Here is a 25,403-nt window from a genome sequence, read left to right as displayed (position 1 = left end):
GCCACGACGGGCAGGATGAGCAGGTCTCACCCGCGCAGCGTCATCGCTTCGTGAGCTCAGGGATGCCGGTCGGTTCCTCGAGCACCGCGAGCGCGACATCAACCAGTCGCTTGTGGTTCTGTCGCGCGTGGTTTCGCATCAGGTTGAACGCGGCATCGGTGTCGATGGACCTGATGTGTGCCAGGGCGCCCTTGGCCTGCTCGATCGTGACTCGGCTGTTCAAGGCGTGCTGCAGTTGCTCGGCCAACAGCTCCCCGTGCCGGATGGCCCGCTCCTGGAGGATGCCGATGGTTGCCAGGTCGGCCAGGGCCTGCACGACGCGGATGCGTTCGGGGTCCAGTCGATGCGCCTCCGGGCCGAAGGTGTTGAGCGCTCCGACCACGGTGACGTGGTGACGCAACGGGAACGCCTGCACGGAGTGGAACCCCAGCCTGACGGCCTCCGCCGAGAAGAGCGGCCAGACGTCGGCGGCGCTCGCCAGGTCGTCGTGCGACACCGGCCGCCCCAGCCGGAAGCACTCGAGACAGGGTCCCTGTCCACCCTCCAGCTGAAGGAGCTCGAGGAGTCGGGCCGACTCGTGGGAGGCCGCCATGAAGCGGAGCTGGCCGCGTTCGTCGCCCAGCATGAGGCCGGCTGCCGATGCACCGGCCAGCTCGGCCGCACGCTCGGTCACCATGGTCAGGAAGTCAACGAGGTCGAAGTCGTCCACCAAGGTGTCTGCCACCTCGACGAAGGTCTCAGCGACCCGCTCGCTCGGGATGGTGGACATCACGACTCCGGGTTCAGGGATGGAGGAACCGGGAAACGGCTCACCTCTTGCTACCCCAAGTGTATCGGCAGGACCCCATCGCGGTAAGTGGACGCTCCGGCCGCGCCAGTCATGGTGCGGATGCGCGTCGGCGGCGCCGCCCGCGGTCACCCCTCACCGATGCCGCTGCCGACGTTGCGACGCGGCAAGGTCTCATCCGCATCGAGCAGCTCGAAGACACGCTTGACCTCCCCGCTCGCCCCGAGCAGCGTGGCGGAGCCCGTCCGGGTGGCGGCCAGCACTCTCTGGGCGCAGGCGACGTCGCAGAAGGTGAGCCGCCGGACGTCGAGGACGAGCGACTCCCGACCCATCGCCAGAGCCGTGTCCAGCTGGTCCTCGAGCAGCCCCTGGGTGAAGAGATCGGCCTCACCGGAGAGGCTGAGAACCCACGCCGACCCGCGGTCCTCGTGCATGACCAGCAGCAGCAGCGCCCCGTCCCCCGCCGCAGCCGGCGTTCCCCAGGAGACCGCGTCCGGATGATCAGACGAGTCCGCGACTCCGGGAGGATGGTAGCGAGCCAGCCGGAGGGGGGGACGACGGCGAGGCGTGGCTTCCATGATGGACTCCCGGGAGAATGTCGCCACCGGGTCCAGGGCAGCTTGCTGTATCGACCGTACGCCTTCCGCGGCCGGCGCACACGCATACGCGACAGAGCAATGCGACGGTTTCGAGAATGGCCCACCGCGCCGGGCGGGGGACATGCGGGCGGGCGTTACCCGCCGGGGTCCTTGTCCAGGACGGTCGTGCCGTCGAGGACGTCCTGGGCGACGTCCGCCAGCGACCTGCCCGTGCTGAAGGCGTGGGCCTGGAGCCGGGACAACGCCTCGGGCAGGCTGATCCCGAGGGCGACCATGACCTTGCCCTGGGCCTGGTAGATGACCGTGCGATGGGCGACGACCTCGTTCATGCCCTTCTCGAAGGACGCCCGGTTGCGGGTGCGCTGGCTCTCGAGCAGCAGTGCCAGGGCCACCTCGGCGAGGATGAAGACATCCCGCATGGCCTTTGCGGTGAGCGATCCCGGTTGGTCGCGGTAGATGTCGAGGACCCCCAACCGAGCCGCGCCCATCTGGAGCGGCACCGCGAACACCGCGCGGGCTCCCAGGTCGCAGGCCGCCGGCGCATAGAGCGGCCAGCGTCGAGACCCCGTCGTGGTGAGGTCCGGCTCGAAGGCGGGCCGGCGCACGTCGACCGCCTCGATGCACGGGCCCTCCCCCAGGCTGAACTGCAGCTCCTCGAGCCGTTGGGCGTTGTGCCCGGACCAGGCAGCCGCGCTGCCGGCACCCGGCTGCCCGGCTGTCAGGCTCAGACCCGCACCGCTCGCAGGAACCTCGCGCACGGCCACGGAGCAGAGGCTGTTCAGGCTGCTGATGAGGCCCGGCGAGTGTCCCCTCGCGGGCGGCTCGCAATCGACCATCTGGCTCAGTGCGGCGAGTCGGTCGACGCGGCTCGCGTCGTCGGACTGCCAGTCGCCGTGAGCGCGTCCGTACTCACCCCGGTTGTCATCCATCACTGGAGCGGGTCCCGCAGATGCCGCCTCGTGTGCCCATGGTTCACGCCCTCGCTCGCTAGACCAGCTGGTCTGAGATGCGCTGACCCACACGCTGCCAGCCCTGAGCGCCGGGGGAGATCGGCAACTGCAGTCTCTCGAAATCGATACGTCCAGTCTACGCCAAACGGGAGCACAGGGACCGCGTCGTGACCGCGTTCCCTGCGCTCCCGCCTGGTCCGATCGAGCCGGGATCCCCTCGTCCCGCAACACCCGAGTCGACCACCGCCAGGGTCAGCGCACCCTCCCCGCCACCCAGCGCGACGTCCAGAGCTTCGACAGCTGGACGCGCTGGCCAGGCCTCGGCGAGTGCCAGATCTTGCCGTGGCCGGCATAGATGCCCACGTGGTAGGCGCGGCCGCCGGACATGAAGAAGACGAGGTCGCCGGGCCGGAGGCTGGCCTTGGCGATGCGCATCGTCTTCAGTCGCTGGGCGTTGGCAGTGCGCGGCAGCGAGACGTGCAGCCTCTTCTTGTAGATGTAGTAGACGAGCCCGGAGCAGTCGAAGGACGACGGCCCAGCGCCGCCCCAGCGATAGGGCTTGCCCTTCTGGGCGGCCGCGATCCTGACGGCCTTGAGCCCGCGCGGGATGGCTATGGACGCCGGGGTGACGTAGGCGACGGGTTTCGCTGCCAGGTTCACCGACGCTCGGGCCGGGAGGGCCGAGGCGGCTGATGCTGCCGGTGCACTCGGCGCGGAGGCTGTCGGGGCCGGCGAGGTGCCGACAGTCCCGACCAGCAGTGCTGCGGTCACAAGTGGCGCTATTGCCATGGACTGCAAGGAAATTCGACGTGCAGAAGTAGAAGCGGACATGGGTTGGTCCTTCCCACGCCTGTGAGGTGAGCTGTCGGGTTCGGGCGGAAGTTGCCCGGCCGCAGATGCGGCTTCACCCCAAGGACCGGCAGGCCGGTCCGAAGGTGGGTCCCCCACTCCTGTCCGTCATTGCTTGGCTGCCCCACCGGTGGACAGGATTCGGCGTCCGGCGGGCCGTCCGGGGGAGACCCCGGACGATGAACATTCATCGAATGTGACAGAGAAGGTCACGAAAGCATCGCGGTAGGACAAATTCTGGCAATGTTTGCCACGTCAAATGAGAGCGAACCGGGGCAGACGGTGCCTGACCGGGACAGGCCGCCGGTTAATGGGTGGACCGTTCCGGTCGGATCGACGCATCATGGACGCCGCTCCGCTCGGGAGCAGGTCGATCGTCGGCGGGGAGGCCCGCGGAGAGGTGGGGGCCATCATGGCCTGCTCAGCGGACACGGTCCGACGCCATCTCCCCCACCCTGGCTGACCGGGCCATCCGGTCATGCCGACCGACAGGAACAGACCGTGAAACCCCTGACAGAGAACGAGATTCGCGCCTCCTTCGTCAACACCTCCCGACGCGAGGCCAAGCAGGCGAGCCTCCCACCAGACCTCGAGAACCTCGACTGGGAGACGCTCGACGTCCTCGGCTGGGTCGACCGCAGCAACCCCCAACGGGCGTATGCCGTGGTCCCCGTCGACGACGCACCCGTCGGCTTCGTCCTGCGGGCCTCGGAGCGCACGCGCAAGGCGAGCACGATGTGCGCCTGGTGCGAGGACGTGTTCGCGACGAGCGAGGTGTCCCTCTTCGTCGCCAGGCGGGCGGGCGCCGCGGGCCGCGAGGGCAACAGCCTCGGCACGCTCGTCCACGCCGACTTCCGCTGTTCGGCGCACGTGCGGCGGCTGCCGAACAGCATGGAGGGCGGCCTCGATCCGCTCGCGCTCGTCGAGCGCCGCGTCGAGGAGCTGCGGGCGCGGTCCTCGGCGTTCGCCCGCCGGGTGCGCGACGGGTCCTGACACCCGGCGCGGCGCATTTGGACGTCGGGCCCCGTCTGTTGCTACGGTTGGCGACGCCTCGCAGGCGTAGTTCAGTAGCAGAACAGCCTTCTTCCAGAAGGAAGACGTACGTGCAATTCGTGCCGCCTGCTCCAGAAGTCGGAAGGGCCCGGTCATCGCGACCGGGCCCTTCTGCTGTCCCCGAGCAACCCGATGGTCGTATGCCGGGTGGCCGGGAGTGCTCGTCGGGCGCGGTCCGCGCCACCCGGCATACGCCCTCACGCACCCGCCTCTCCCCCGTGGCGCAACTGTGACCTCCCCCTCTTGCGGTCGTTACCGGCCAGTAGCATCATGGAAGTGACCGGCCAGTAACTTGGCGCGCCCGCACCGACAACGCGGACGCACGACGAGCGACAGAACGCGGAGGGTCCCGGATGGGCCACTACAAGAGCAACGTGCGCGACCTCGAGTTCAACCTCTTCGAGGTCTTCAACCGGCAGGAGGTGCTCGGGCAGGGCATCTACGCCGACGTCGACGTCGACGCGGCGAAGGACATCCTGCGCGAGGTCGCGCGCCTCGCCGAGAACGAGCTGGCCGACAGCCTGCTCGACAGCGACCGCAACCCGCCCGTCTACGACCCGGTCAGCCAGACCGTGACGATGCCCGACTCGTTCAAGAAGTCGTTCAAGGCCTACGTCGACGGCGACTGGGGCAACCTCGACGTCCCGGCCGAGCTCGGCGGCATGGTCGTCCCGGCCTCGCTGCGCTGGTCCGTCGCCGAGATGGTCTGCGGCGCCAACCCGGCCGTCCACATGTTCACGGCGAGCTACTCCTTCGCCAACCTCCTCTGGCACCTCGGCAACGACGACCAGAAGAAGCTCGCCAAGCACATCGTCGACAAGGCGTGGCACACGACCATGGTGCTGACCGAGCCCGACGCCGGCTCCGACGTCGGCGCGGGCCGCACCAAGGCCGTGCAGCAGCCCGACGGCACGTGGCACATCACCGGCGTCAAGCGCTTCATCACCTCGGCCGAGTCCGACATGGTCGACAACGTCGTCCACTTCGTCCTCGCCCGCCCCGAGGGTGCCGGGCCCGGCACCAAGGGCCTGTCGCTCTTCATCGTCCCGAAGTTCCACGTCGACCTCGAGACCGGTGAGCTCGGCGAGCGCAACGGCGCGCACGTCACCAACGTCGAGCACAAGATGGGCCTCAAGGTGTCCACGACGTGCGAGGTGACCTTCGGCGAGCACGCGCCCGCCGTCGGCACGCTGCTCGGCGACGTCCACGACGGCATCGCGCAGATGTTCAAGGTCATCGAGAACGCGCGGATGTTCGTCGGCACCAAGGCGATTGCCACTCTCTCCACGGGCTACCTCAACGCGCTGGAGTACGCCAAGGAGCGCGTCCAGGGCGCCGACCTGACGCAGATGACCGACAAGGCGGCCCCCCGCGTCACCATCACGCACCACCCCGACGTGCGCCGCTCCCTCATGCTCCAGAAGGCGTACGCCGAGGGCCTGCGTGCACTCGTGCTCTACACCGCCAGCCAGCAGGACGCCGTGAGCCAGGCGCAGGCCGGCAACCCGGCAGCCCCCCTCGAAGAGGGCTCCGACGCGGCCCTCGCCAACAAGATCAGCGACCTCATGCTGCCGCTCGTCAAGGGTCTCGGCTCCGAGCGCGCGTGGGTGCTGCTCGGCACCGAGTCGCTCCAGACCTACGGCGGCTCGGGCTTCCTGCAGGACTACCCGATCGAGCAGTACGTCCGCGACGCGAAGATCGACACGCTCTACGAGGGCACGACGGCCATCCAGAGCCTCGACTTCTTCTTCCGCAAGATCGTCCGCGACAAGGGCCAGGCCCTGCAGCACGTCGCCGGCCAGATCCAGGAGTTCGCCAAGGACCTGGGCGGCTCGCTCGACACCGAGCGCGAGCTGCTCGGCAGGGCGCTCGAGGACATCCAGGGCATCGTCGGCCACATGATCGGCGACCTCATGAAGAGCGACCCGCGCACGGGCGGCGACACGGCCAACCTCTACAAGGTCGGCCAGAACACGACGCGCCTGCTCCTCGGCGCCGGCGACCTCGTCGTCGGCTGGCTGCTGCTGCGCCAGGCCGAGGTCGCTCAGAAGGCCCTCGACGCCGGCGCCACGGGCAAGGACGCCGACTTCTACCGCGGCAAGGTCGCGGCGGCCTCGTTCTACGCCAAGAACGTCCTGCCGAGGATCGCGGCCGAGCGCGCCATCGCCGAGGCCACCGACAACGACCTCATGGACGTGCCCGAGTCGGCCTTCTGAGCCAACCCCTCCCGACGAGGCGCCCTCCCCATCGTGGGGACGGGCGCCTCCTCGTTGCGCCAGGACGTCCTCGCGTATGCCGTCAGGCCAGGGAGCGGTGGTAGGCGGGGCAGAGCTCGACGATCCGGAAGCCCAGGTCCTCGTTGATCGAGACCATCCACGAGTTCGTGTCGTCGTTGCCCGTGACGACGCGCCGACGCTCCGGGTGGTCGGTCTGCAGGCGGCGAAGGTTCTCGACCTTGACCGCCATGCCGAGACGGTGTCCCCGGTGGTCGCGGTGCACGAGCGTGCCCCACTGCCAGGCGACCCCGGGCGCGCCCGAGGGCAGCATCAGGTCGGAGTAGGCGACGACGGCGTCCGTCGAGCGGTGTACCGCGACGGTCGTCAGACGGACGCGGCCCTGCTGCCGGAAGAGCTCGAGGTAGTCCTCGTAGCGGGCCGGCGTCAGCGACTCCTCCTCGAACTCGATGTCGCCCGTTGGGGCGTCGACGGCGAGCTGGTTCATGACCGCGCAGAGCGACTCCTGCAGGCGCGCGGGCACGCCACCGACGTGGGTCTCGAGGCGGTAGTCGCTCTCCCACCTCACGCGCCCGTGCTCGGCGTGCCGGTCGAGCGCCTCGTCGGCCACGGGCAGCTCGAGGTGGCGGATGATCTCGGTGTTGCTCAGCTGGAAGCCATGCCGCTCGGCGAACCGGCGGTAGCCGTGGCCGTCGGAGTCCGCCGGCACGAGGAAGTCGACCACCATCGTGGTGCGCCCCTCCTCCCGGGCCCGGTCGACGACGCGCTCGAGCAGGATCGCGCCGGCGCCGCGACCGCGGTGGGCCGGGTCGACCTGGACGTCGAACCACGCCATCGACGTGTTGTCCTCCATCGGGAGCCAGAGGGTCGCGACCCCGACGAGCAGGTCGCCGTCGAGGGCGCCCCACATCTCCATCGGCTCGGCCTTGTCGACGTGACGCCACTCGACGAGGGTCTCCGCCAGTGACGGCGGCTCGTTCCACGGCCGCTCGTGGCCCTTGCTCGCGATGATGACGTCGTAGGCGCGGGCGCACACGCGGTCGTCGTGCACGTCGATGAGCGTCGTCTCCATGGCTCGACGGTAGGGCCTGGTGTCGACGTCGTGCCATCGACTTTTCCCACCCCTCCGCAACACACCGAGCAGTGGCCATCCGCGCCGGCTACAACCGCAGGGGTTGACGACTGCTCGGTGTGTTGCGGCGCGGGCGGGTGGTGCGCAGGAGGAGCAGCCCGGCAGCGAGGACCGCGAAGCCGACGACGGGCGTCACGTCCCCGACGAGGAAGAAGACGGGACGGTTGCCCAGCACGTCGACGCCGACGATCGAGATGATGAGGATCCCGAAGAAGAGCACCGCGGCCGACACGGCGGCGACGGGATCGACCCAGCGCCGCTGCTCGTCGACGGCAGCAGCTGCCACGCGGGGGCCCCGGTCGAACCTGACGAAGACGGCGACGAGAACCGCTGTCACGGCGGCGAGCACCGCGAAGAGCAGCGGACGGGTCAGCCACCACGCCCACGACGCCACGGGCGGCTGGCCGATCCCGAGACCGCGCATCGCCAGCAGGACCGTCATCAGGGCGGTGAGGTGCCAGAGGAAGGCGGTCATGGCATACGGACCGGCCACGACGACCGTTCGCCACGCCCCCGGCCTCGCGAGCACCCGCGCCATGACGGGCCGCAGCACGACGGCGAGGCCGCAGATGCCAAGGCCCTGGGCGAGCAGGGCTGCCGTCGGGGGCGCCATGTTCGAGACGGCCTCGCCGGGCAGGCCCACCATCGACGTCGGGTAGGGGCCGAAGGTGATGGCCAGTCCCATCGCGCCGAAGCCCACCACTGCCATCACCCATCCGCGCCCGGTCGTGAGCAGCCCGTCGCGCCAGGCGAACCCGAGCTGGTGCAAGGCCAACCACACGAGCGCGAAGTTGAGGTTTCCGACCAGCTCCGGGCCACCGCCGAAGCGCACGGCATCGACGAGGCAGGCCAGCACGACGAGCGCCAGCACGACGCGGAGGCCCCACCGTCGGTGCAGGTCACGCATCAGCGGGGCGAAGGCGCACGCGCCGAGGTAGATCCCGACGAACCACAACAGCTGCGGGACCATGACGAGCGCGTCGCGGGCCAGACGACCGGCGTCGCCGGGCCGCGACGTCAGACCCGACAGGTCGGCGACGACACCGAGGGCGACCCACACCGCGAGGAAGGCGAGGGTGGGCCGCAGCAGGCGCTCGGCCCGCGCGCGGAAGAACGCGGCATACCTCCCCCTGGCCTGCGGCCGGCGACGTTCGAGCGACTCGAGCGTGTGCGCATGGGCGACGCCACCGACGAGGAAGAAGAGCGGCATGACCTGCAGCACCCAGGTCAGCGGCTGCAGCGACGGCACGACGGTGAGCGCGTTGGTGATCCGGCCGTCCGGCGTGATGGCGACCATGAGCCAGTGGCCCAGGATCACGACGAGGAGCGAGCCCACGCGCAGGGCGTCGACCCAGCGGTCCCGGTCGGCGGGCGTCGCAGCGGCGATCTCCGACGCGCTGCGGGGCGTCACCTCAGGGCGGGTCCGGCTCACATCTCATCGAAGCACGAACGGCGCCCGGGCAGGTGAGTTCTCCTGCTCAGGCTGCCTTCCCCGCGCAAGGGTTCACGTGCTGCGACGTGCTCCCCGCCCCAGACGTCGAAAGGCCACGAGCCGGAGTCCGGTTCGTGGCCTTTCGACGGTTGAGAGCCCGGTTCGCGGCCCTTCGACGGTCTAGAGGGTCTCGTCGCGATGCTCGACGCGGCGCTCGACGACCTCGTCGCCGTCGACACGACGCTCGACGACATCGGGCGCCCCGCGGCGCTCGGTGACGACCGTGTGCTGCGTGCGGGCGCGCTGGGCGTTGAGGACGAGCGCGAGGATGATCGCGAGTGCACCGGCGACCATGAGGATGATCCCGATCGTGTTGCCCGTGCTGCTGCTCATGTTGAGGACGCTGGAGTCGATGTTGGTGAAGTAGAAGATCGCTCCGACGACGAGCAGGAAGATCCCGAGTCCGATACCCATGAGGTCTCCTTGGCTGGGGGCACGCTCTGGGCGCGTACCTGCGGGGCACATACCCGCAGGCCGTCGAACGCCCACGAGTGGTGCAGCCGGCGGGTGGCTCAGCGGGTGCGTCGCCGACCGAACGCGAGCGTGACGACCGAGACGAGGAGCAGGACGACGCCCGCCCCGACCGCGATCGCGATCTCGTAGTAGAGGTTGCGTGCCGCAAGTCCGTAGGCGGCGTCGGCGATGGTGCGCGCCACCTCCGGGTCGACGCGTCGCATGAGCGGCTCGCGCGACACCATGACGACGAGGGCGAGCGCCAGGGCCGTCACGATCCAGCCGATGCCGACGAGGGTGGCCGCGGCGCGCCAGCGCCGGGCGAGCGCGATGGACAGCAGGGCGAGGACAGCCACGACGACGGGCGCCCAGGCGTCGGCGATCCGGTATGCCGCCTGCGCCTTCTGCAGATCGGCCGCCTTGACGAGCGGGATCGTCACGACGGGGGCGATCGAGCCGGCGTTCGGCACGCCGACCTGCTCGAGCGTGGAGGTGAGCGCCGGGACGGGGATGGTGAGGCGCACGGAGACCCGCCCCTGGTCGTCGAGCTGCGTGTCTGCTCGACCCTCCATGACGGCGATGAACTGGGTGTGGAGCGCGCGGATGCCGGTGGTCCAGGCAGCCGTGACCTGCGGGCTCGCGACGAGCGCGGCCGCCTGCGTGCGGATCGGCGCCTCGAGCGCCTTCTCGATCGCGGGGCGCAGGTCGACCGCGCCGAGGACGCCCTGGACGATGCCGTCGGTGAGGGCCTCCTGCACCTGCGGCTTGGTGACGACGGGCCGCAGCTCCTCGACGAAGACGTCGGTGCGGGTCAGCAGCACCGAGGCCCAGAAGCCGACGAGCGACAGGGGCAGGAGCACGATGGCGAGCAGCCCGCACACCGCCGAGAGGACCGAGCGGCCGCCGCCACCGGATGTCTGTCGTGCCACGTCTGCCGCCTCGTCCTTCGGTCTGTCCGCTCGTCGTCGGCCGGTCAATCGCCGGCCTGGACCCCCCTCAGGTCGAGAGTCAGTGTCGCATCGGCGGTGGCGTCGAGGGTGACCGGGATGCCCCAGTCCTGCTGGAACAGGTGGCAGGCCGCGTGCTCGGGCACCTCGCCGGTCTCGGGGTCGCCGTCGCACGCCGCGGCCTGCACCGAGATGTGCAGCGTGCCCGACCCGATGCCGTCGCGCAGCACGAGTGTGCGGGTCAGGCCCTCGGCACGACCGGCCCCGGAGACGAGGAGCGCATCGGGGGTGGCTGACACGTCGAGCCGGGTCGGGTCGCCCCAGCGGAAGTCGAGCTTCTGGCCGCTCGGCGGCACGAAGGTGACCTCGAGCGCGACCTCGCCGGCGGGAAGCGGCGTCGGCGGCCGCTGGGTCCGGTGGGCGGGCCCGTCGACGCGCTGGGCGGCGTCGGGCAGGGCGACGCGCGTGAGGCGGTGGGCGGCCGACTCGACGACGACGAGGCGCACCTCCCCGGTCTGGGAGTCCCGCTCCACGACGGCGTCGCTGGGCTCGGCGAGGCCCTGCGCGAGGGTCGTGACCTGGCCCGTCGCCGGGTCGTAGCGGCGGACCGCGCCGTTGTAGGTGTCGCTGACCGCGACCGAGCCGTCGGGCAGCTCGGTGACGCCCAGGGGGTGCTGGAGCAGCGCCTCGGCGGCGTCACCGTCGCGGTGGCCGAAGTCGAAGAGGCCGGTCCCGACGTGCGTCTCGACGATGAGCCCGCCGTCGGCCGTCGTCGTCAGGGAGCGCAGGGCAGACGTCTCCGAGTCGGCGACCCAGACGCGGTCACCTGAGGCCGAGGTCGCCAGTCCGGACGGCTGGGCGAACCACGCCTCAGGCGCCGGACCGTCGACGAGCCCCTCGTTGGAGGTGCCGCCGATGACCTCGACACGACCGTCCGTCAGGGTCTCGCCCGGCGTCCAGGCCCACAGCTGGTGGGTGCCGGCCATGGCGATGACGAGCCGGTCGCCGAGCCAGGCGAGGTCCCACGGCGTCGACAGTGCCTGCTCGAGGGCCGGGCCGCCGCCCGAGCGCTCACGCAGCTGCGCACCGGTGCCCGCCACGACGTGGATCGAGCCATCCGAGAAGCGGATTCCCTTGACCTGGTGGTTGACGGAGTCAGCGACGAGCAGGTCGACCCCGAGCCGCTGCGTGACCTCGGGGGTCGCGAGCAGGACGCCCTGCGGCTCGTTGAGGACCCCCTCGCCACCCCAGCGGGCGCGCTCGGTCAGCAGGTCGTCCTCGAGGTGCACGACCTCGTGGTCGGCTGTGTCGCTGACGACGAAGGAGCCGTCCGGCAGGGCGACGGCCTTGCCCGGGAAGCGCAGCGCCGTGTCGGGGGCCGGCGGCGGGACGTAGGGGTCGTCACCGGGCTGGAGCGTGCCCTTCGCCTCGTGCTCCTCGATGAGCTCGGAGACGAGCGAGGCGAGGCCGGGGCCGTGCCCCTCGCCCGACATCGAGGCGACGACGTAACCCTCGGGGTCGAGGACGACGAGCGTGGGCCAGGCGCGGGCGGCATACGCCTTCCACGTCACGAGCTCGGGGTCGTCGAGCACGGGGTGCTGGACGGCATACCGCTCGACGGCGGCAACCAACGCGTCGGCGTCGGCCTCGTGCTCGAACTTGGGCGAGTGCACGCCGATGATCGTCAGTGCCTCGGGGAACTGCGCCTCGACCGGGCGCAGCTCGTCGAGGACGTGAAGGCAGTTCACACAGCAGAACGTCCAGAAGTCGAGGACGACGACGCGTCCCCGTAGGTCGGCGAGCGACAAGGACCGGCCACCGGTGTTGAGCCAGCCACGTCCGACGAGCTCGGGGGCGCGGACCCTGACGCGGGAACGCAGCGAGCCGCTGTCGACGCCCGCGCTCACGGGAGCCTCCGGTCGGTCAGCACGGGGAAGGTGCGGCGCCACTCCGGCGTCGCCGCGGTGTCGATGTCGATGCTCAGCACCTTCTCGTCAAGGCCGGCAGCGGCCAGAACCTTCCCGGTGGCGTCGACGACCTGCGAGTGGCCACCCATCTCGTGGCGAGCGTGCGTGCCCGCGGTGTTGCACTGGAGCACGACGCACTGGTCCTCGACCGCTCGAGCCTGTCCGAGCAGGGTCCAGTGCGCCACCCGCTTGCGCGGCCAGGCCGCGGGGATGACGAAGACCTCGGCGCCGCGGTCGAGCAGGCGCCGGTAGAGCTCGGGGAAGCGCAGGTCGTAGCACGTGGAGAGGCCGACCGGGACGCTGCCGCCGGCTGCGACGGGCACGTCGACGACGACGAGGTCCTCACCGGCGTCCATGAGGCTGGGCTCGCCCTCGCCGAAGCCGAAGCGGTGGATCTTGCGGTAGCTCGCGACGAGCTCGCCCTCGGGCGAGAAGACGAGGCTCGTGTTCCAGAGTCCACGGCCGTGGGGCTCGGTGGGCTCGGCGCGCTCGACGATCGACCCGCCGTGCAGGGTGACGCGGGCGTCGCGAGCCGCGGCGGCGAGCGCCTGAGCGACGGGTCCGTCGACGGCCTCGGCCCGCTCGTCCCACGCGGTGTAGTCGAAGCCGCCTGCCGCCCAGAGCTCGGGGAGGACGACGAGGTCGTGGCCGGCCTGGGCGCGCACGAGCTCGGTGACGCGGGCGGTGCGGTCGGCGACCGACTCGTCGTCGCCGTAGGCAAGCTGGATGAGGGCAACCTTCATGACCCAACTCTCACATGACCGACCGCGGGCGTGGCCCCGACCCCAGGGGGTAGGCCGGGGCCACGCCCGGGTCAGCGGACCCGGGTCACGAGGTGTTCGCGGCGCCGGGCCGCGAGCTCCTCCCGTTGCTCCGGATCGCTCTGGACGAGGTAGACGAGGCCGCAGTCGTGCGGTCCGCGTGCTCCCGGGAAGCACAACGTGCACGGCTCGCCGATCCGAATCGGGCACTGGGGGTTCGGCATTCGCTGCGGCATGTCCCCTCCTCCGCCACCAATCCTACAACGGGTAGTAGGTGGTGCCGATCAGCGGGAGGAGTTCCCGTCGCGCTTCGCGAGGGCGGCGAGCCGCTCGTTGTATGCCGTGAGCTCGGCATCGCCGTCACGGTCGGCACGGCGGTCCTGCCGCACCGACTCCGCACTGTCCGTTCGGAACCACTGCAGGGCGACCGTCAGGGCGAGCACGAGGCTCGGCAGCTCTCCGATGGCCCACGCGACGCCGCCGCCGTAACGTTGGTCGGCGAGCGGGTCGGTGACCCACGGGATGTCGATCGTCGGGAAGAAGTCACCGCCGAGGAGAGTCGTGCCGCTGATCATCGCGACACCGAAGAAGGCGTGGAAGGAGATCGTCGCGAAGAGCACGACGAGGCGCAGCGCCGGGCTCCACCGTTTCGGCCCCGGGTCGACACCGACGAGCACCCAGGCGAAGAGGTAGCCGGCGAGGACGAAGTGCGCCGTCATGAGCAGGTGCCCCGTGTGCGTCTCCAGGGCCAGCTGGAAGAGGCCGGTCCAGTAGAAGACGACGAGGCTCATGAAGAAGAACACCGCGGCGAAGACGGGGTTGCCGACCACGGCCAGGAACCGGGAGTGGACCAGCGCGAGAAGCATCTCCCGCGGACCGAGAGTGCCGTCCGAGCGTGGCCGCACCGTGCGCAGCGCCAGCGTCACCGGGGCTCCCAGGACGAGGAAGATCGGGACGACCATCGCCTCGACCATGTGCAACGTCATGTGCCACGAGAAGGCGACCCGGCCGTAGATGCCGAGCACCCCGTTGGTGGCGTAGAGGAACAGCAGCCAGCCCGCGACCCAGCTGAGCGTGCGCAGCACGGACCACGCGTCACCCCGCCTCCGCAGCCGCACCACCCCTGCGACGTAGAGACCGACCGCGAGCAGGCCCGTCGCCAGGAAGAGCCACTCGACGCGCCAGGCGGTGAGCCAGGACAGGGCCGTCGGTGCCGCCGGAGCGGGATAGCCGGTCAGCGACAGGGCCGGGCTGGGGTCGGACACGGTCTCGGGCACGGGCGGCTCGCTGCGGGCCAGCGCCGTAGCGACCCCGAACGCGAGCCCCATGACCATGGTCTCGACCACCGCGAGGCGGACGAAGAGCCGACCTCGCACGTCGCCCGTGACGGCGTCGATGCGGTCCAGGGTCACCCGGCGGTGCCAGACGCCGGCCACTCCCAGCGCGGTGAAGGCCAGCACCTTGACGAGCACGAGCACGCCGTACGGGGTGGCGAGGTCCGACCACGAACCGAGACGGGTCGTCGCCGTCATGACGCCGGAGACGCCGAGAGTGACGAAGCACCAGAGGGCGACGGAGGAGTAGCGCCGGGCGACGACGCCGAGCGCGTCCCCGAGGGGTCGGCGCAGCACCACGAGGGCGAGCAGCCCACCGACCCAGACGGCCGCGCTCAACAGGTGCGCGGCGATGGCGTTGACGGCCGTCTCGTGGTCGGCAGAGCCGCCCGCGTGGCCGGCCAGGCCGAGGACGAGCAGACCGAAGGCCGAGACGGCCGTGAGGGCGAGCGCCACCGCGCGGGAGCGACCAACCGCGGCCACGGAGGCGACGACGAACGCCGCCACGGTGCTGATGAGCCCCACCCGGAGGGTCTCGATGGACCAGACCGAGCCCATCAGCTGGTTGCCGAAGTCGGGATCGGTGAGCGGCAGTCCGGCGGCGTCGGCGAAGGTGAAGACGACCCCCACGGCGCCCGCGACCGCCCAGACGAACGCCGCCGCCGTCGCGACACGGAAGGCGGCAGCGCGGCGCGGCTCGTCGAGCGCGGCGCTCTCGGCCGGGCTGCGTCCGGGGATCATGGTCGCCGCGAGCAGGAGCGACCCGATGGTCAGGGAGGCTGCGACGTCGTGGACCACCCGGACGAGCGGCAGCGACCACCGCACCACCGGGCCCGCATCGGTCAGCCCTCCGGGCAAGGGGTCTGCCGCGCCGGTGTAGCGGGCGGCGAGCACGCTGGCCACGAGTCCGATCGTGACGACACCGGCCACCACCAGGGAGGCAGAGGGCCGACCCGAGGGGCCCGAACCGGTCCGCAGACCGGTGAGACCGTCTCGCTCGAGGGTTGGCATGCCTCAAGGGTAAGTACTCTGATGACATGCCCATGCACCCGGCCGCCCCCGACGACCGCACCGGACTGATCGACGCGTTCGACCACTCCGTGCAGTCGATCATCGACCTCGGGTACTCCTGCCGTGACGAGGACTTCGAGATCCAGACCGAGTGCCCCGGATGGACGGTGAAGGACCAGATCGCCCACGTCGTCGGAGCCGAGAAGTCCTTCGCCGGCCTCCCACGGCCGAAGGTCGAGGTGCCCGACTACCCGCACGTCCACAGCGACTTCGCCCGGTTCGTCGAGGTGGACGTCGAGGCCCGGCGGGGCCTGACCGGGCGTGACGTCGTGGCCGAGCTGGCCGAGTTCCACCCGCAGCGGGTCGCCGAGCTGCGGGCGTCCGACGCCGACATCGACACGGTCATCGGTGGTTTCTTCGGACCCGACACGACGTTCGGCGAGCACCTGCACCGCCGCATCGTCGACGCCTGGGTCCATGAGCAGGACCTGCGCGCCGCGCTCGACCGCCCCGGCAACCTCGACTCCGCGAGCGCCGCCGTGTTCACCGCCGACATCCTCGCGGCCCTCCCCCGCATCGCCTCACGAGTCGCCGGCATCGGCGCCGGGCACGCCGTCGTGCTCGACGTGAGTGGTCCCGTCGTGGCGCGCGGCGGCGTTCGCATCGTCACCGGTGAGGACGGGCGCCCTTACGGCGAGGCCCTTTTCAGTGGCAACGACCGACCCGAGGGTGAGGAGCAGCTCGACGTCACGTCGATCCACCTGACGACGGACGCCTTGACGCGCCGGGCCGCGGGACGCCGTTCGGTCGACGAGATCCACTACTCCGTGACGGGGGACGAGGAGATCGCGCGCAAGGTGCTCGAGGCCCTCGTCGTCGTGACGCACTGACGCCGCACGAGCTCGGAGACGACCCGTCGGACCGCTCCGGGAATCGCCACGGGGTCGGTGCGGATCGCGCCTGCGTATACACCCAAACCGGGTCGTACGGCGCCATAACCCGCCTTGTGTATATGGGCCCAACGCCCTAGCGTCATAAGGAGTCGGTCAAGCCAGCGCCGCATCGGGGATCCGATCCATCGGAGTTGAAATGACTGACCCATCCGTGGGTCCGCGCAAGGATGCGCGAACCAGAGAGTTCATCCATACCCTTCGCACCTCGGACTCGGAGTCCGAGCGCACCTCGGCTCTCGAGACCGTGACGAAGCTGCACATGCCGCTCGCACGCTCCCTCGCCCACCGTTACTCGGGCAAGGGCCTCGACCGCGAGGACCTCGAGCAGGTGGCCTTCCTGGCACTGCTCAAGGCCATCAAGCGGTTCGACCTGTCCAAGCCGACCGAGTTCGGCGCGTATGCCACACCCACCATCACCGGTGAGCTCCGCCGTCACTTCCGTGACCACGGCTGGCTCGTGCGGCCCCCTCGGGAGCTGCAGGAGCGCCGGCAGCTCGTCACCGACACCAGGTCACGGCTGGAGCAGCGGCTCGGCCACGACCCGGATGCCGGCGAGCTGGCCTCCGAGCTCGACATCTCGCTCGAGTCCGTGAGGGAGGCCCAGGTGGCGGCGACCAACCTCCGCCCGGCTTCGCTGGACTCGACGACGGCGGACGGCGGACGGCCCGTGCTCGACCTGCTCGACGCCCGTGGCGACTCCAGCTCCGACCCGGCGCTGGACGAGGGCATCGTCGTGCGCACCGCGCTGGAGCGGCTGCCCGCTCGCGACCAGCAACTGGTGCAGCTGAGGTTCGGCGGCGACATGACCCAGGCCGAGATCGCCGAGTCCATGGGCCTGAGTGCGATGCAGGTCAGCCGCCTCCTGCGGCGCACCCTCGACGAGCTGCGACGTCAGCTGTCAGCGGAGGGCATGGCCTCGGCCTGACCCACCCGCCGTTGATCCGAGTGGTCCCGACGCCCGCAAGGCGGGTCGGGACCACTCGTCGTTCGGGACCCTCGTCGTTCGGGACCCTCGTCGCTCGCGGGTGCTCAGCTCGACGCGCTGAACTGCGACTCCTGGCCCTCGATGACCTGCGAGGCGACCTTGGTCAGCTTCATGTTGAGCTCCTGCGAGGTGCTCCGGAGCAGCTCGAACGCCTCCTGGCCGCTGATGTGGTGCGCGGCCATGAGCAAGCCCACGGCCTTGCCGATCTCGCGGTTGCTCTGCAGGCCCTGGCGCAGCGTGGCGGCCTCCTCGCGAGCCCGGATCGCCATCAGCGCGACCGAGGCGAACGAGGCGATGACGGCGCCGACGTCGGCCGACTTGGACGTCAGTCCGCCGGGGGTGTCGGAGAAGAGGTTGAGGGCCCCGACCTTGTCGCCGTCGAGGAGCAGGCGGTAGCCGATGGCCGAGCGCACCGGCGTCTCCGCCACGATGCGCTCGGTGAAGCGCGGCCACGGGGTCTTGGCGTCGGTGAGGTCGGCATCGTGCTGGTAGGCCTCGGACACGATGGCGTCGACACAGGGACCCTCACCGATCTCGAGCTCGATCTGGTCGATCCGGCGGGCGATGTCGTCGGTGCTGGCGGCCGTCACGAAGCGGTCGCGGGTGCGCACCAGCAGTGAGGCCCGGTCACAGCCCTCGACGAGCCGCCTGGCGGCCTCGACGAGCGACTGGTGGATGGAGCCCGAGTCGGCGCCGGCATAGATCAGCGCCGACATCTGTCGGAAGGCGTCGTTGACCGTCGGGTCGATCGGAACGTCGCTCGTCATGGCACTCCTGCACTCTGCATCGCACACCCGGGCCCCGCACCCTGCTGGACGGTCCGGACGCATCAGTCAACCTCACACCTCCCCCGAGGCGCGACCACAGACAACCACACGAGCCGCCCTGATGGCGACATCGTCCCACATTGCACAAACGTTGGACAGGTGAGTTGACGTGACGCGCTCTCCGAAAGATACTTGCATGCTGCAAGCAACTACCCGCGAACGAGGAGCATCCATGGCAGTCAGCGAGGACGAGGCGAACGCCGTCTTCCTCGGGCTGCTGCGCGTCCAGAAGCTGCTCGTCGCGGCCAAGCACAGCGCACCCCGCCTCGAGGACGGCGTGGACGTCACGGCATACCCCGTGCTCTTCGTCGTCGCCGGCGCGGGCACCGTGCGCATCTCCGACGTCGCCACGACGCTCCACAACGACGTCTCGACCGTGAGCCGCCAGGTCAGCTCGCTCGTCACGAGCGGGCTGCTCGAGAAGAGCGCAGACCCCAGCGACGGACGCGCGTGGGTCGTCTCCCTCACCGACCACGGCCACGACGCCGTCGGGCGCATCCAGGCGAGCCGCGCCGCGTGGTTCCAGGGGCTCCTCTCCGAGTGGGACGGCCCCGAGACCACGCAGTTCGTCGACCGCCTGCGCGAGCTCGGCGACGCGCTCGACGCCAACCTCCGGGCCCGCGGTGCGCCGACGCCCCCCATGCCCTTCGACTCCAGACACCAGACGCAGAAAGAAGACTGACATGTCCGACACCACCGCCGAGCCGCCACGCGTCGACGCGACCGCGGACGCACCAGCCGGTGCAGGCCCCGACGCGCGACCGGTGCTCTCCCACAAGGAGATCGTGACCATCCTCGTCGGGCTCATGATGGGGATGTTCCTCGCCGCGCTCGACCAGACCATCGTCGCGAGCGCCATGCGCGTCATCGCCGATGACCTCAACGACCTCGCCGGCCAGGCGTGGGTCACGACGGCCTACCTCATCACCGCGACGATCACGACGCCGCTCTACGGCAAGCTCGGCGACATCTACGGCCGCAAGAAGCTCTTCATCTTCGCCATCACGATCTTCACGATCGGCTCGATGCTCTGCACGCTGTCGTGGTCGATCCCGTCGCTCGCGGCCTTCCGCGCCGTCCAGGGCATCGGCGCCGGCGGCCTCTTCTCGCTCGCCCTCGCCATCATCGGCGACATCGTGCCGCCGCGTGAGCGCGCGAAGTACCAGGGCTACTTCCTCGCCGTCTTCGGCACCTCGAGCGTGCTCGGCCCGGTCATCGGTGGCTTCTTCGCCGGCCAGGAGACGCTCCTCGGCGTCACCGGCTGGCGCTGGGTCTTCCTCGTCAACGTGCCGATCGCCGTCGCCGCGCTCATCGTCGTGACGCGCACCCTGCACCTGAGGCACACACGTCTCGACCACCGCATCGACTACTGGGGTGCCCTGAGCCTCTCGGTCGCCCTCGTGCCGCTGCTCATCGTGGCCGAGCAGGGCCGCGCGTGGGGCTGGGGCTCGCCGACCTCCATCACCTGCTACGCCATCGGCCTCGCCGGTCTCGTCGCCTTCTTCCTCGTCGAGCGTTCCATGGGTGAGGAGGCGCTCATCCCGCTGCGCCTCTTCACGAACCGCACCGTCGCGTCGTCGTCGGTCGCCTCGGTCTTCATCGGCATGGGCATGTTCGGCGGTCTCGCCGCGATCCCGCTCTACCTGCAGATCGTCAAGGGCTCGACGCCGACGCAGGCAGGCCTCCAGCTGCTCCCGATGACCCTCGGGATCATGGCCGGCTCGATCGTCTCCGGTCAGCTCATCTCCCGGACCGGGCGCTACCGCCACTTCCCGATCATGGGCGCGGCGATCCTCGTCCTGTCGCTCTTCGCCTTCCACTTCGTCGGCGCGGACACCCCGCTCTGGAAGACGATGATCGTGATGTTCTTCTTCGGCATCGGCCTCGGCTTCAACTTCCAGCCGTTGACCCTCGCCGTGCAGAACGCCGTCGACCGCCGCGACATGGGCGTGGCCACGTCGTCCGCGACCTTCACGCGCCAGATCGGCGGCACGCTCGGCACGGCCGTCTTCCTGTCGATCCTCTTCTCGCAGGCCGGCACGAAGATCTCCGAGGCGTTCGCGGCGATCGCCCCGACCCCGGCGTTCCAGGCAGCCCTGCGCAACCCGACCGGCGGCGACCCGGCCGCCAACAAGGCGTTCATCGAGCAGCTCCAGGCCGCGCAGCAGTCCGGCGGCTCGGGTGCGGGCGTCGGCGGCGCGGCACTGTCGGACAGCTCGTTCATCAACCAGCTCGACCCGGCGCTCGCCAAGCCGTTCCTCGTCGGCTTCTCCGACGCGATGTCGGTCGTCTTCATCGTCGCCGCCGGCGTGCTCGTGCTCGCATTCATCGCCACGCTCTTCCTGCCGAACATCGACCTGGGCCCCAAGCCAGGTCAGGCGGCGGCGAAGGACGAGGACGTCGTGGTGGCCCCCGCCGCTCACTGACCGTCGCGCACCACCGTCGAAGGGCCACCTCTCGTCACGGGAGGTGGCCCTTTCGTATGCCGTGTGCTCGCGTCCCAGCCCACCCGGCCGTTGCGGGGTCTCGGCGTTCAGGCCCTCAGCTGGGGTGGCAGATGGTGCGGCGGATGGTGCTGCGTCCGGTGTGGGGATCACCCCACCGGGGGCAGCACCATCCGCCGTTCCATCCCGTGGGCGAAGGCTGCGGGCCGGTCAGCGGAGGTCGTGCAGCTCGCGGCGCGTCAGGAACGCGCGGGTGCCGAGCGCCATGACGAAGGCGAAGCTGCCGGCGATGATGGCCACCCAGTAGCCGTGCTGGGCCCCGACGTGGTCGACGACGACACCCGAGACGGCGGAGCCGGCCGCGACGCCGACGATGATGCCGGTCAGCACGATCGTCATGCCCTCGTTGAGCTGGGCCTTGGGGACGATGCGCTCGATGAGGTTCATCGTCGTGATGAGGGTCGGCGCGGTCGCCATCCCGGCCACCAGCATGAGGCCGGCGAGGACCCACAGGTTGCCGGCGAAGAGGACCGGGATCTCGAGCACCGCCATTCCAAGCGTGCCGGCGACGAGGAGCTTGACGAGGCTGCGGCCGTGGGACACGTGGCCGAAGATCAGACCCGCGGTGGCCGACCCCACGGCATACAACGCGAGGATGGCGCCCGCAGCACTCGGCGCGCCCAGGTCCTGGGAGACGGCGAGCGTCACGACCTCGTTGACGCCGAAGATCGCGCCCGTCATCACCATGATGAAGGCGAGCGGGACCAGCCCCGGCACGGTGTACGCGTGCGCAGTCGGGCGCTCGTGGTGCGGGACGACGGGGGGCTCCGTCGAGCGGGCCGAGATGAAGACGAGGACGCCGACCGTGTAGGCGACGGTCGCGAAGGCGAAGCCGGCCTCGGGGAAGAGGGTGGTCGACAGCCAGATCGCGAGGACCGGGCCGATGACGAAGGTGACCTCCTCCATGACCTGCTCGAACGACATGGCCGCATGCAGGTTCTTCGCGTCGTCGGCGAAGATGTGCGACCACCGCGCGCGGGCCATCGTGCCCAGGTTCGGGATGGCGCCGCACATCGGGAAGGTGATGAAGAGCAGCCACGAGGGCCAGCCACGTAGCGACGTGAGCAGGGTCATGACCGCCCAGAAGCCGGACCACAGGAAGAACGGGATGGCGATGCGGCGCTGGCCGTAGCGGTCGACGAGGCGGCCGAGGATCGGCGCGAAGAGTGCCAGGGACACCATGCCGACGGCCACGACGGCGCCGGCCAGAGCGTAGGAGCCGGTGCGTGCCGCGACCATCGCGACCACGGACACCGCGAACATCGAACCTGCCGTGCGGGCGATCAGCCCCCCGACGATGAAGACGCGTGCCCCCGGTACCTCGAAGAGAGGTCGGTAGGACGCCAGCACAGGTGCTCCTTCGCGGTCGAGGACGGGCAACTTCCCCATCCTTGCACCACGACCCCCACGAAGCCGAAATGCCGGAACGGTTGTGAGGCGGGCCTCACGCCTCGTGTCTGCGGCGCAGCGACCACATCTGCGGGGACCGTTCGAGCTCGACGGACACGTCCCACGGCAGGCCCCCGGGAGCGGTCTCGCGGCGGAAGCTCGCGACCGTCCGGCGGGCGAGCGCGGGGTCCCTCGCGACGCGTCCGGCGATCGCCATCGCCTCGTCCTGTACGGCGGCGTCGTCGTAGGCCGCCCAGGCCAGTCCCAGCGAGACGGCCCGTTCGCCGTCGACCTCGTCGCCGAAGAGCCCGAGGGCTGCGGCGGCCTCCCGCCCGGCGACCCGGTTGATCAGGGTGAAGTGGCCCCCGCCGGGGTGGATGCCGATCTGGGCGAAGCCTGGGAGCAGCCGAGCCGTGCGCGACACGATGCGCAGGTCGGTGGCGAGGGCCAGGTTGAGGCCAGCGCCGACGGCGGCGCCGCGGACGGCGGCCACGGTCGGCACGGCGATCGAGCCGATCGTCGTGAAGGCGGCATAGACGGTCTCGAGGTTGCGGTAGGCCTCGTCCTCGACGGGGTCCCGGCCCGTGTCGGCGAGGACGCTGCGGACAGCGCCGGCGCAGAAGTGCGCGCCGCCGGTGACGACGACGGCGCCGACCCGGTCGTCCGCCTCGGCCGTGCGCGCGGCGTCGATGAGCTCGCGCGACATCTCGACCGACAGGGCGTTGCGGCGCTCGGGGGCATCGAGGGTGATGAGCGCGACGCCGTCGGTCACGTCGTAGCGGATCTCGGACATGCCCGTCATGCGTCGGACCTCCTGGGTTTGGCGCGGCCGGTGGTGATGAGGGTCCAGAGTCGGTCGCGACCTGCGGACGACGCGAGCGCCGTGAGGGTCTCGTCCCAGTCCTGGAGCGAGCCGTACTCGCTGCGGCGGGCGAGGATCGGCTTGGTCAGGGTGTGCAGCTCGTGCTCGAGCGTCGTGCCGATCGCGCCGAGCGCCTGGTGCGAGCCGCGGACGACGACCGACGCGGCGTGCCCGACGCAGGACTTGGCAACCCCGACGGCGAAGAGCATGCCCGGGTCCTGCCAGTCGGAGGCGGCGGCCCGGGCGACGGCGGCGTCGGTGGCGGCGCGGGCCAGCGCGGTCTCGGACGCGATGTCCGCGACCAGGTGCTGCACGGCCTGGAAGCGGCCGATCGGTCGGCCGAACTGCTCGCGCGCGCGCACGTGCTCGAGGACGACCTCGACGACGCGCTCCATGGCGCCGACGACCTGCGCGGACCGGGCGAGCGCACCGCGCAGGTGGAACTGCTCGCCGATCTCGTGCGCGACGACGGTGCCGGTCTCGAGGTCGTCGAGGTCGAACTCGACGGTGTCGCAAGGCTCCCCGGCGAGGTTGCGGCGCTCCTCGATGGCCACGCGACCGACGGGCACGTCGGCGACGCGCCACTGGTCACGGTCCTCCCACAGCGCCACGATGCTGCTCGCCTCCCGGGCCCACGTGACGTTGAGGGCGACCCCCGACGGGTCGGGACGGCACACGGTCCGAAGGCCACCGTCGTTGGGCAGGTCGGCGGCCTCGAGCAGCCATCCGCCGAGCACGTCGTGCTCGGCGAGTGGCACCGGTGCGGCGGCCGCAGCCGCGAGCCCGAGCAGCGCTGCCGCGTCGACCCACCCGCCTCCGCTGCCGCCGGAGGACTCGCTGCCGGTCAGGCGCGTCAGCCCGAGGTCCTCGAGCCGCCGCCAGAGGCTGCGGTCGAGGTCGACGACGGCCGTGGGCGTCGAGCGCGTCGCGCGGTAGTCGGCGAAGAGACCGGTGAGCACGTCGACGAGGTCAGGGTCCGGGGTCGTCGGCGCGGCGAGCTCGTGAGGCTGCCGGGGCTCGTGTTGGTCGGGTCGGTCGGTCATCAGCGCATCCCCAGGCCGCGGGCGATGACGCCGCGCAGGATCTCGTTGGTGCCGCCGCGGAGCGTGAAGCCCGGGCGCTGCAGGATCGCCGCCTGCAGGAGCGTGTCGAGCTCCTCGTCGAGGGCCCAGCCGGACGCGGTCAGCGTGTCGACGTAGTCGGCGATGTCGCCCTCGCCCGTCGTGCCGAGCACCTTGACGACAGCGGCCGCGGTGTCGGCGTCCTCGTGGTGCTCGAGCGCGGTCGAGACGGCGAACGACATGTGGTGCAGGGCAGCGACGCGGGCGACGTGGCGTCCGAGACCGGGGTCGGTGGGCAGGCGCCCGTCGTCCATGGCCTGCGCCGCCGCCGCGAGCAGCTGGAACGTCGAGAGCACCCGCTCCGGGCCGCTGCGCTCGTAGGCGAGCTCGGACGCCACCTGCGACCAGCCCTGCCCCACCTCGCCGAGCACGCGGTCGTCGGGGATGAGGACCCCGTCAAGGTGCACCTCGTTGAAGTGGTGGTCGCCGCCCATCGAGATGATCGGGCGGATCGTGACGCCCGGGGCACGGAGGTCGACGATGAACTGGCTGAGCCCGTCGTGCCGACGGGCCGGGTCGAGCGGGGCGGAGCGGGCGAGCGCGAAGAACGCATCGGCCTCGTGCGCGCCGCTCGTCCAGACCTTGGTGCCGGTGAGGCGCCAGCCGCCGTCGACGCGCTCGGCGCGGGTGCGCACGCTCGCGAGGTCGGAGCCGGAGTCGGGCTCGCTCATGCCGATGCCGAAGACGACCTCGCCGCGGCTGATGCCGGGCAGGAAGGCCTGCTTCTGCTCCTCGGTGCCGTAGCGCAGCAGCGACGGCCCGATCTGGCGCTCGGCGATCCAGTGCGCCGCGACGGGTGCGCCGACGACGAGCAGCTCCTCGGTGACGACGAAGCGCTCGAGGTAGGTGCGTCCCTGGCCGCCGTACTCCGTCGGGATGACCATGCCCAGCCAGCCGCGCCGGCCGAGCTCACGGGTGAAGTCGCGGTCCCAGCGGGTCAGCCAGGTGTCGACGTGCGGCACGAACGCCCCGGCTGCGACCTGCTCGGTGAGGAAGGCGCGCACCTCGAGGCGCAGCTCGGTCAGTGCAGGCAGCTCACGGGCACCCGGAGGCACGAGACGGGCCGACATCCTCACCTTCCTCACGCGACGTCGCAGCGGTTCGTGCGCCACTCTCCCACACGGTCTCCCGGCTCGACCGGGGCCTTATGCCGTGTGGTGCCATCGCGTGCGCCACCCGTGGTCGGTGGGGCG

23 protein-coding genes, 1 tRNA gene and 1 riboswitch are annotated in these 25,403 nt (G+C 70.8%); of the genes, 7 read left to right on the top strand and 17 right to left on the bottom strand.

Annotated features, from left to right (window positions below; all coding sequences use genetic code 11):
- Positions 1–40: 40 nt before the first annotated feature.
- From ABD831_RS11725 to ABD831_RS11710, 4 genes are all read right to left on the bottom strand, one after another.
- Positions 41–919, bottom strand: a complete 879-nt coding sequence (locus ABD831_RS11725) for a GAF domain-containing protein (RefSeq protein WP_344946300.1) — start codon at positions 917–919, stop codon at positions 41–43.
- Complete coding sequence (locus ABD831_RS11720) at positions 916–1,221, bottom strand: STAS domain-containing protein (RefSeq protein WP_344946297.1); 306 nt, start codon at positions 1,219–1,221, stop codon at positions 916–918. Before ABD831_RS11720 ends, ABD831_RS11725 begins: the two co-directional genes overlap by 4 nt.
- Positions 1,222–1,520: 299 nt before the next feature.
- The gene (locus ABD831_RS11715; protein ID WP_344946294.1) at positions 1,521–2,315 is read right to left on the bottom strand and encodes a GAF and ANTAR domain-containing protein; all 795 of its coding nucleotides are present in this window, start codon (positions 2,313–2,315) and stop codon (positions 1,521–1,523) included.
- Between the two features lie 273 nt (positions 2,316–2,588).
- Positions 2,589–2,996 carry a C40 family peptidase gene (locus tag ABD831_RS11710; protein ID WP_344946291.1) on the bottom strand — a complete coding sequence of 136 codons (408 nt, stop codon included), beginning with the start codon at positions 2,994–2,996 and terminating at the stop codon, positions 2,589–2,591.
- A 178-nt stretch (positions 2,997–3,174) separates the two neighbouring features.
- Positions 3,175–3,332, bottom strand: a riboswitch (cyclic di-AMP (ydaO/yuaA leader).
- A 354-nt stretch (positions 3,333–3,686) separates the two neighbouring features.
- On the opposite strand from ABD831_RS11710, the gene ABD831_RS11705 reads away from it, so the two are divergent.
- From ABD831_RS11705 to ABD831_RS11695, 3 genes are all read left to right on the top strand, one after another.
- Positions 3,687–4,178 (top strand): FBP domain-containing protein, encoded by a 492-nt coding sequence (locus tag ABD831_RS11705; protein ID WP_344946288.1) that lies wholly within the window; start codon positions 3,687–3,689, stop codon positions 4,176–4,178.
- A 60-nt stretch (positions 4,179–4,238) separates the two neighbouring features.
- Positions 4,239–4,312 (top strand) — tRNA-Gly (locus ABD831_RS11700).
- 279 nt (positions 4,313–4,591) lie between these two features.
- Positions 4,592–6,454 (top strand): acyl-CoA dehydrogenase, encoded by a 1,863-nt coding sequence (locus ABD831_RS11695; protein WP_344946284.1) that lies wholly within the window; start codon positions 4,592–4,594, stop codon positions 6,452–6,454.
- A gap of 82 nt (positions 6,455–6,536) precedes the next feature.
- Here the strand turns inward: ABD831_RS11695 and ABD831_RS11690 are convergent, their stop codons facing one another.
- The 8 genes from ABD831_RS11690 to ABD831_RS11655 form a co-directional block, all read right to left on the bottom strand.
- Complete coding sequence (locus ABD831_RS11690; protein WP_344946281.1) at positions 6,537–7,544, bottom strand: GNAT family N-acetyltransferase; 1,008 nt, start codon at positions 7,542–7,544, stop codon at positions 6,537–6,539.
- Positions 7,545–7,632: 88 nt separating this feature from the next.
- Entirely contained in the window at positions 7,633–9,015 is a 1,383-nt protein-coding gene (locus ABD831_RS11685; protein ID WP_344946278.1) for an acyltransferase family protein, read from the bottom strand.
- Positions 9,016–9,216: 201 nt separating this feature from the next.
- Positions 9,217–9,510, bottom strand: a complete 294-nt coding sequence (locus tag ABD831_RS11680; protein ID WP_142179295.1) for a DUF6458 family protein — start codon at positions 9,508–9,510, stop codon at positions 9,217–9,219.
- A gap of 98 nt (positions 9,511–9,608) precedes the next feature.
- Entirely contained in the window at positions 9,609–10,478 is an 870-nt protein-coding gene (locus ABD831_RS11675; protein ID WP_344946274.1) for a hypothetical protein, read from the bottom strand.
- 44 nt (positions 10,479–10,522) lie between these two features.
- A complete protein-coding gene (locus ABD831_RS11670) occupies positions 10,523–12,403 on the bottom strand; it encodes an NHL domain-containing thioredoxin family protein (RefSeq protein ID WP_344946271.1) in 1,881 nt (626 codons plus the stop codon).
- Positions 12,400–13,206 carry a carbon-nitrogen family hydrolase gene (locus ABD831_RS11665; protein ID WP_344946268.1) on the bottom strand — a complete coding sequence of 269 codons (807 nt, stop codon included), beginning with the start codon at positions 13,204–13,206 and terminating at the stop codon, positions 12,400–12,402. Before ABD831_RS11665 ends, ABD831_RS11670 begins: the two co-directional genes overlap by 4 nt.
- Before the next feature lie 71 nt (positions 13,207–13,277).
- Positions 13,278–13,460, bottom strand: a complete 183-nt coding sequence (locus tag ABD831_RS11660) for a DUF6767 domain-containing protein (protein ID WP_344946265.1) — start codon at positions 13,458–13,460, stop codon at positions 13,278–13,280.
- A 48-nt stretch (positions 13,461–13,508) separates the two neighbouring features.
- Positions 13,509–15,569: a bifunctional copper resistance protein CopD/cytochrome c oxidase assembly protein gene (locus ABD831_RS11655; protein ID WP_344946261.1), complete on the bottom strand. Its 2,061-nt coding sequence runs from the start codon at positions 15,567–15,569 to the stop codon at positions 13,509–13,511.
- Between the two features lie 26 nt (positions 15,570–15,595).
- Here ABD831_RS11655 and ABD831_RS11650 point away from each other — a divergent pair, with 26 nt between their 5' ends.
- Both ABD831_RS11650 and ABD831_RS11645 read left to right on the top strand, forming a co-directional pair.
- Positions 15,596–16,459: a maleylpyruvate isomerase family mycothiol-dependent enzyme gene (locus tag ABD831_RS11650; RefSeq protein WP_344946258.1), complete on the top strand. Its 864-nt coding sequence runs from the start codon at positions 15,596–15,598 to the stop codon at positions 16,457–16,459.
- A gap of 199 nt (positions 16,460–16,658) precedes the next feature.
- Positions 16,659–17,447, top strand: a complete 789-nt coding sequence (locus ABD831_RS11645; RefSeq protein ID WP_344946255.1) for a sigma-70 family RNA polymerase sigma factor — start codon at positions 16,659–16,661, stop codon at positions 17,445–17,447.
- 104 nt (positions 17,448–17,551) lie between these two features.
- On the opposite strand, the gene ABD831_RS11640 is transcribed toward ABD831_RS11645, so the two are convergent.
- Positions 17,552–18,274 carry an ANTAR domain-containing protein gene (locus ABD831_RS11640; RefSeq protein ID WP_344946252.1) on the bottom strand — a complete coding sequence of 241 codons (723 nt, stop codon included), beginning with the start codon at positions 18,272–18,274 and terminating at the stop codon, positions 17,552–17,554.
- Positions 18,275–18,506: 232 nt separating this feature from the next.
- On the opposite strand from ABD831_RS11640, the gene ABD831_RS11635 reads away from it, so the two are divergent.
- Positions 18,507–19,016, top strand: a complete 510-nt coding sequence (locus tag ABD831_RS11635; RefSeq protein WP_344946248.1) for a MarR family winged helix-turn-helix transcriptional regulator — start codon at positions 18,507–18,509, stop codon at positions 19,014–19,016.
- Position 19,017: 1 nt separating this feature from the next.
- Positions 19,018–20,760, top strand: a complete 1,743-nt coding sequence (locus ABD831_RS11630) for a DHA2 family efflux MFS transporter permease subunit (protein ID WP_142179315.1) — start codon at positions 19,018–19,020, stop codon at positions 20,758–20,760.
- A 228-nt stretch (positions 20,761–20,988) separates the two neighbouring features.
- Here ABD831_RS11630 and ABD831_RS11625 read toward each other — a convergent pair whose 3' ends face one another.
- The 4 genes from ABD831_RS11625 to ABD831_RS11610 all read right to left on the bottom strand — a co-directional run bounded on the left by ABD831_RS11625 (position 20,989) and on the right by ABD831_RS11610 (position 25,280).
- Positions 20,989–22,218: an MFS transporter gene (locus ABD831_RS11625; protein ID WP_344946245.1), complete on the bottom strand. Its 1,230-nt coding sequence runs from the start codon at positions 22,216–22,218 to the stop codon at positions 20,989–20,991.
- A gap of 64 nt (positions 22,219–22,282) precedes the next feature.
- Positions 22,283–23,029 (bottom strand): enoyl-CoA hydratase-related protein, encoded by a 747-nt coding sequence (locus tag ABD831_RS11620; protein WP_344946242.1) that lies wholly within the window; start codon positions 23,027–23,029, stop codon positions 22,283–22,285.
- Positions 23,026–24,132, bottom strand: coding sequence for an acyl-CoA dehydrogenase family protein (locus tag ABD831_RS11615; RefSeq protein WP_344946239.1), 1,107 nt, complete (start codon positions 24,130–24,132; stop codon positions 23,026–23,028). The genes ABD831_RS11620 and ABD831_RS11615 overlap by 4 nt, the downstream gene beginning before the upstream one ends.
- Complete coding sequence (locus ABD831_RS11610; protein ID WP_344946236.1) at positions 24,132–25,280, bottom strand: acyl-CoA dehydrogenase family protein; 1,149 nt, start codon at positions 25,278–25,280, stop codon at positions 24,132–24,134. Before ABD831_RS11610 ends, ABD831_RS11615 begins: the two co-directional genes overlap by 1 nt.
- Positions 25,281–25,403 lie beyond the last annotated feature (123 nt).

The sequence above is a fragment of the Terrabacter ginsenosidimutans genome (genome assembly GCF_039539425.1).
GTDB lineage: Bacteria > Actinomycetota > Actinomycetes > Actinomycetales > Dermatophilaceae > Terrabacter > Terrabacter ginsenosidimutans.
This window is presented reverse-complemented; position numbering and strand designations above follow the sequence as displayed.